The organism is Henriciella sp. (assembly GCF_049649345.1).
Taxonomy (GTDB): domain Bacteria; phylum Pseudomonadota; class Alphaproteobacteria; order Caulobacterales; family Hyphomonadaceae; genus Henriciella.
In genome coordinates this window covers 1-6,834 of record NZ_JBARZC010000526.1, presented here as the reverse complement: position 1 = coordinate 6,834, position 6,834 = coordinate 1, and the positions used below count along the sequence as shown (strand labels likewise).

The following is a 6,834-nucleotide window of genomic DNA, read 5'->3' as shown; positions in this document are numbered from 1 at the left end:
TCCTCCGATCAAAGTCCGCCCGGAGGACTTTCGCGGGTATAGTTGAGGTTTTTGAACTTCATCAGCATTTCGACGCGCTGGCCGAAGGGTGAAATGTCGGCGCTGTACAGGTGATACTGGGGCATGGTGGAAGGCTCTCGTTAAGGGATGCGCGCTCAGACGATCTGTTTGTCGCGAAGGGCTTCGATGTCCTCGGTGCTGAGGCCAAGCAGGTCACGCAGCACGTCGTCGGTATGCTGGCCCAGCCGGTCAGGCCCTGCCCAGCGCACACTGCCTGGTGTTGCGGAAAGTTTTGGTGCGACATTCGGCATCTTCACCTCGCCCCACCGCTCGGACACCGCATCGACCAGCGCTTCTCGCGCCGAGAAATGCGGATCGTCCAGCATGTCTTCGGCCTTGTAGACCTTGCCGACAGGGACCGCGTTTTCGATCATGACCGCCTCGACCTCGGCGGTGGGGCGCTTTGACGTCCATTTCTGGATCAGAGCGTCGAGATCGACCTGGTTGGCGCCGCGCGCGGAGTGGGAGCTAAAGCGGCCTTCACTGGAAAGCTCTGGCATGCCGATCGCCTTTGCCAGGCGCCGGAACACTGTGTCCTGATTGGCGGCGATGATGATCATGCCGTCTGCGCAGTCATAGATATTCGACGGCGCAATGCCGGGAAGGGTGGAGCCTGTGCGCTCCCGGGTGGAATTCTCGATCGTATGCTCCGGCACCAGCGCCTCCGAGAGGGCGAGCACGGATTCGAAGATGGACGCATCGACCAGCTGGCCTTCGCCTGACTGGTCGCGGTGCCGCAAGGCGGCGAGAGCGCCAAGAGCAGCGAATGTTCCGGCGAGGGAGTCGCCAAGCGATATGCCTGCGCGGGAGGGCTTGCGGTCGGGCTCGCCCATCAGATAGCGCACGCCCCCCATGGCTTCGCCAACCGAAGCGTAGCCCGGCCGGGAAGAATAGGGTCCCGATTGCCCGTATCCCGAGACGCGAATCATGATTATATCCGGCTTGATCGCTTTCAGATCTTCATAGCCAAGGCCCCATTTTTCCATCGTGCCCGGGCGAAAATTCTCGAGCACGAAGTCGCATTCCTCCACCAGCGCCCGGATCAGATCCTGGCCCTCCTTGGAGCGCAGATTTGCCGTGATGCAGCGCTTGCCGCGAGCGACGACAGACCACCAGAGCGGATAGCCTGCGCGGCCCCAGGAGCGCATCGGGTCGCCCTGTCCTGGGGGCTCGACCTTGATCACGTCCGCGCCCATGTCGGCGAAGAGCTGGCCACAGAAGGGCCCGGCGATCAGTTGGCCGAGCTCCAGGACACGCAGGCCTTTCAGTGGGCCAGTGGCTGTAGTCACCTGCGTCATTCAGGTGTCTCCTGAATGGCTTGCGCCGGCTTAATGCTTCCCGGAGACAGGGTATCGCGCATCTCACGCTTCAGTACCTTGCCGGAGGCGTTCATGGGAAAGGCGTCGACAAATTCAAACAGCCGCGGAATCTTGAAACTGGCGAGGCGCCCCTTGAGAAAGTCCCGCAGCTCTTCAGGATCCAAGTGACGGCGGTCTTCCGGTATGATGCAGGCCAGAAGCGCTTCACCCCAGCGTGCGTCCGGGACGCCAATTACGGCCACATCCGCTACGTCGGGGTGTTCGAACAGCGCCTTCTCCACTTCGGCAGGGTAGATATTTTCGCCCCCGCTGATCACCATGTCCTTGATCCGGTCAACGATATAAAGATAGCCGTCCTCGTCGAGGTAGCCGGCATCGCCGCTATGGTACCAGCCGCCCTTGAGGGCGCTCACGGTCTGCTCCGGCCTGTTCCAGTAGCCCGACATGACCCGGTCCGTGCGGCAAAGGATTTCCCCGGTCCGGTTCGGCGGGAGGTGCTCTCCATCACCTCCGACGATCTTGATCTCGCTATTGCCAAGCGGCAAGCCTGCCGATTTCAGCTTCTCACCAGCCTCTGGCGTACAGTCTGCAGGGCCGAGATAGGTCAGGCCCCCACAGCATTCAGTCATTCCGTAGGACAGCGCAAATCCACAGCCGAGAGTCTGCTGAGCCTCACGAAGCAGCTCGACCTGGATTCCGGATCCGGCAATGAGAAGCGTATCGAGATGCGAAAGGTCGAGTGCGTTCACATCCGGCAACCGGATGATGTCATGGATCAAGGTTGCCGGAAGCGGAACGACGGCGATATTGCGCTCAGCTATTCGCGTGATGATTTCGCGCGCTGTTCCCGACCTCATGATTTCGACGCGGGCACCTGCATAGAGGCCGGCAATTCCGAGATTGCACGCGGCGATATGGAAGAGTGGCATCGTGCCAAGCACGGCGGCATCGGGCCGGAACATGGCCGGCCAGACCGACAGGCCCTCGATCGCGGAGCGGATCATCGCATGATGGGAAAGCTGTACGCCTTTCGGCAGGCCCGTTGTGCCGCTTGTATACATCTGGACGGCGATATCCGAGGACAGGGCCTTTCGGCGCTCCGGTCTCTGCAGGGAGGTTGCCTCACCGCCGATATTAAGGCCTGTGTTTTTGTGCAGCACGTAAAGCCGGGAGGATTCGTCTAGCTGGGAACGCACGCCAGCGGCGATCGGCTCAAACTCCTTTCCGACAAACAGCGCTTCCAGCCCCGCATCCTTCGCAATGAATTCGACCTCTGCAGCGGCCAGTCTGAAATTGATCGGGACAAGGGTGAGGCGTGCCTTGGCTGCCGCGAACAGGATCGTAAAAAAATCAGACGAATTACGGTCGAGAAAACCTATGCGCTGGCCGGCTTCCAGTCCGTCAGCAATCAGCCGGTCCGCCAGCGCGTCACTCGCCCGGTCAAGGCTCGCGAAATTTGTCTCCGCATCGCGATAGACCAGAGCCGCCCGGTTTGGTGTCCGGCGTGCATGGACAGCTACGATATCACCGAGCGTCGCGATTTCTGCGTCCGCTATCTCATCAAGCGACCTTTGGTGTGTTGGCGCTGACTGACCGGTCACGCGAGAAATCCGCGCGAGGTCAGCCATTCGCGGCACAGGGCAGCCGTTTCCACCACCTTGTCCGGCTGGCCAAAATAGTAGTGGTTCGCCTTTTCGATCCAGTGGAGATCCTTGGCGGCGTGCGGCACGGCTTCGTACAGTCGCAAGGTATGTTCAGGCGTGATTGCATCGTCGGCGGTGTTGCCGACCACGAGTGTCGGCACGCTGAGCCGCGCAGCGCATTTAACGCCGTCTGCGCGTGCATCATCATAACTCCATTGCGAGAGCCAGCTGCGCAGCGAGCAGAAGCGCGCCAAGCCGATTGGGCTGTCATTCACGATCTCCGGCTCGCCGAGATAGCACCAGTTCGGCTTGCGGTCATTGGGGTCGATGGTCGGATCGAGCCATTTCGGATCGGCCATCGTGCGGTGAACCACGAAGCCGAACTCCCGGTTGATGTCACCCTTTTCCTTGAAGTCGGCGAGCTTTGACTTCACCCATTCTGTAATCCGGCGGTTGCGGTCAATCTGCGCTTGTCGATAGCGCGCTATATAGGTCTGGCTATAGGGCGGCTGGTTGGGGTTTTTGCTATCGTAGAGGTCGAGTTCCACGTCCCGGTTTTCGGGGTCGGACTCGTCGATCACCGAGGGGTCTAGCCATTCCGTAAAGGTGATGTGGCGTGCATGGTGAGCCGCGACCAGCATCATGCCATCGGCAGGTATGAAGCCGCGCTTGGTAAGGTCTGGCGGATCGCCGGCAGGTGTGCTCGTTACGGTCGGGTTTTCGGCCTCTGCCTGGTAGAAGAGTGCCATGGAGCCTCCTCCGCTCCACCCCCCGAGGATCACGGTCTCATAGCCGAGGCGTTCCTTGGCATCGCGGACCACGGCGCCGAGGTCACAGGCCGTTTTTTCCATGATGAGCGCACTGTCCACACCGCGATAGCGTGTGTCGCAATAGATGACGTGAATACCCTGCCGCGCCATCGCGGCCATAAGCGGAAGATAGGCACCGCCGCCGATCGGATGGGACCAGATGACTACCGTGCTCGACGCATGATTCTCAGGCTTGAGCAGTTGGCATGTCAGTGAAATCCGGTCGATTTCTCCGGCATAGGTATCCTTGAATGCTGACTTGTCCTCATAGACGACGAGATACGGGATACGTTCATAAGAATAGCTGGCCATTGTTTCATCTCCCCGCAATGACCACGTTGTGCGGCCTGGTCCTTGATCCTGCCTCTCATGCTATCGGGCAGGCGTTGTCATTCCATGATAGGAATACTCAAGAACGTCAAATAATTTGTCAATAAGTCGCCGTTCGGGTGTTGTCAGACTAATGCAAACTAGTCTCTGCTATCCGGAAGACAGGTAGGTTCGGGCAGCGAGAAGCTGGCGCCATTCCAGAAGAGCGGCATTTCGAAGTGACTTGAATTCCGGGCCATTTGCGCTGGAAATGCCGGCGAAGCTGCTGGGATCGGCGTTTTCTGACCTCACCTGCAAACAGCGGCCAAACCGGTTCCACCAGTAGCGAACGGTTTCATCGCTGGCCTCAATGCCTCGCTCATTTGGAAAATCTTGGGCGAGCGTCCATCATCACCGCAATGCGAAGCCCGGCTTTCATCATCGAACAGCTGCGGGAGAAAAGGCGCCGCCTCATCGGTCGTCAGTAGGGCCTCTTGGACGCACCCTCACCAATGGGGGAAGCATGAGAATTTTCGTGCGCTGCGTTCCGCCTCAATTGCTGGGTTCAGTGGATAATTCCGTGTGGCAGGCTCATACCGGAAACGCCGGAGATAGCGTTTGCAATTGTGCCACATATTCGAAAATTGTCTCGCATCCTGCTCGGAATTGATATTGCGTTCGCAAAATTATCATGTTAACGCGATAGATGACACCGGTGTCATTCGGTGGACAAAAAATGAATGGGAGGAATTTATGAAGACCAGGACCCTTTATGGGGTGATTTCTAGCGTATCGCTGATCGCCCTTGCGCAAGGCGCATTTGTTGCCCAGGCACAGGAAGCTGAGACTGAAGACGCCGAGGCACGCCTTTCGACTGTCACGGTAACCGGTTTCCGCGGTTCACTCGCTCAAGCGCTTGATGTGAAACGCGAATCCACTGGCGTCGTCGATGCCATCGTTGCTGAGGACATCGCCGACTTTCCGGACCTCAACCTCGCAGAATCGCTCCAGCGCATACCCGGCATCGCAATCGACCGTCAGGCAGGTGAGGGCCGCCGCATTACGGTTCGGGGCCTCGGGGGTGATTTTACCCGGATCCGCGTCAACGGCATGGAAGCCCTTTCGACAAGCGGCGGGTCCGATGCCTCTGGCGGTACAAACCGCTCGCGCGCCTTTGACTTTAACACTTTCGCAGCTGAGCTGTTCAACGAGATCGTGGTTCGCAAGAGCCAGTCAGCCTCGATTGAGGAAGGTTCGCTCGGTGCCAATGTCGAGCTGAAGACCGCCCAGCCTTTCGACTATGAGGCCGGCTTTACAGGCGCTGTCTCGGTGCAGGGTCTTTACAATGACCTGATCGAGGAAACGAGCCCTCGGCTTGCGGCCCTTGGCTCTTATAGAAACGCAGATGGCACTTTCGGCGCCTTGCTGTCGGTGGCCTACAGCGACCGCACCATCCGTGAGGAAGGGTTCTCCACCGTCCGCTTCGACGACCAGGGCACGTTCCGCTCGGTCAATGGCGCGCCATGCGCGGGCGACCCCTTGCCGGCAGACTGCCAGACCGTCCAGGATTCCTATTATGCCCGTATCCCGCGCTATGGACGCTTGGACTATGAGCAGGAACGGCTCGGCCTGACCGGCTCCCTTCAGTTCCGGCCTACCGATTCGACGAAAATCTCGCTCGATGCGCTCGTGTCTGAATTTGACGGCGGCCGGGAGGAGAATTTCCTCGAAGTCTTCGTTCGCGGCAATACCGACAATATCGACATCACGGATTTTTCCGTAAACAGCCAGGGCGTTCTTGAGCGCTTCACGGCTGACATTCAGCCCGACGAGTCGACCGGTATTGTTCCGGTGCGCAGCGAACGCCGGATCGATGTTCTGAACAATGACTTCCAGCAGTTCACGGCGGAAATCGAGCATGATTTCTCCGATCGGCTGCGCGGTTCGCTGTTTGCAGGGACATCGGAATCGAATTTCGACATCCCGCAACAGGCGACGATCTTCTTCGACGCTGCGACAACAGTGAACGATTACCAACTCGACTTCACTCGCGGAATGGAAACACCCTTTGTCGATTTCGGCTCGCTGGACGTGACTGATCCGACCGGGTTCCTGTTCACGCAGTTCCGCAATCGCCCCCAAAGCGTCGACAATACGTTCGACACGTTCCGCGGGGACGTTGCCTATGATCTCAACCCGGCAGTGACGCTCAAGGCCGGCGCGAGCTGGAAGAAGTTCGAGTTCCGCACCGAAGAGGTCCGCACCGAGGGCAGCGTAACGGATATTGATGGCATTGACGCCTTCATTCCGGTCAATGATGCCCTCGCCCAGCAACTGACCGGCTATGGCAGCGGGCTTGATGCGCCCGGTATCGATACGAGCTGGACCATCCCGAATTTCGGTGCAGCAGCAGACCTTGTTGGCCTTTTCAGCATTCCGGGCGTTGTACGCGCCCAGGATACGCGCAGCGTCGAGGAAACGGACACTGGTTATTATGTCCAGGCGGATTTCGTCACCCAGTTCGGGGACATGCCTGTACGCGGCGATGTTGGTGTCCGCTACGTCGAGACAGAAACCTCGGCGACCGGTTTCCTGAGCGACAATGAAGTCACGATCGACCGCGAATATGATGACTGGCTGCCGGCCCTCAATCTCGTTATCGAGCCGAGTGAACAATTCATGGTGCGCGGCGGT

General features: G+C 59.0%; 5 protein-coding genes and 1 pseudogene. 1 reads left to right on the top strand and 5 read right to left on the bottom strand.

The window, feature by feature from the left end; translation table 11 throughout:
- Nucleotides 1-8: 8 nt before the first annotated feature.
- The 5 genes and pseudogenes from WA989_RS14505 to WA989_RS14485 form a co-directional block, all read right to left on the bottom strand.
- Nucleotides 9-125 (bottom strand): glutathione S-transferase N-terminal domain-containing protein, encoded by a 117-nt coding sequence (locus WA989_RS14505; RefSeq protein ID WP_424341195.1) that lies wholly within the window; start codon nt 123-125, stop codon nt 9-11.
- A gap of 30 nt (nt 126-155) precedes the next feature.
- A complete protein-coding gene (locus WA989_RS14500; RefSeq protein ID WP_424341194.1) occupies nt 156-1,358 on the bottom strand; it encodes a CaiB/BaiF CoA transferase family protein in 1,203 nt (400 codons plus the stop codon).
- Nucleotides 1,355-2,980, bottom strand: coding sequence for an AMP-binding protein (locus WA989_RS14495; protein ID WP_424341193.1), 1,626 nt, complete (start codon nt 2,978-2,980; stop codon nt 1,355-1,357). The genes WA989_RS14500 and WA989_RS14495 overlap by 4 nt, the downstream gene beginning before the upstream one ends.
- The gene (locus WA989_RS14490) at nt 2,977-4,143 is read right to left on the bottom strand and encodes an alpha/beta hydrolase (protein WP_424341192.1); all 1,167 of its coding nucleotides are present in this window, start codon (nt 4,141-4,143) and stop codon (nt 2,977-2,979) included. Before WA989_RS14490 ends, WA989_RS14495 begins: the two co-directional genes overlap by 4 nt.
- 274 nt (nt 4,144-4,417) lie before the next feature.
- Nucleotides 4,418-4,536, bottom strand: a pseudogene (locus WA989_RS14485) (IS6 family transposase); the annotation flags it as partial.
- 357 nt (nt 4,537-4,893) lie between these two features.
- Between WA989_RS14485 and WA989_RS14480 the strand changes: the two are divergent.
- The coding region (locus tag WA989_RS14480) for a TonB-dependent receptor (RefSeq protein WP_424341191.1) at nt 4,894-6,834 on the top strand (1,941 nt) is incomplete at its 3' end.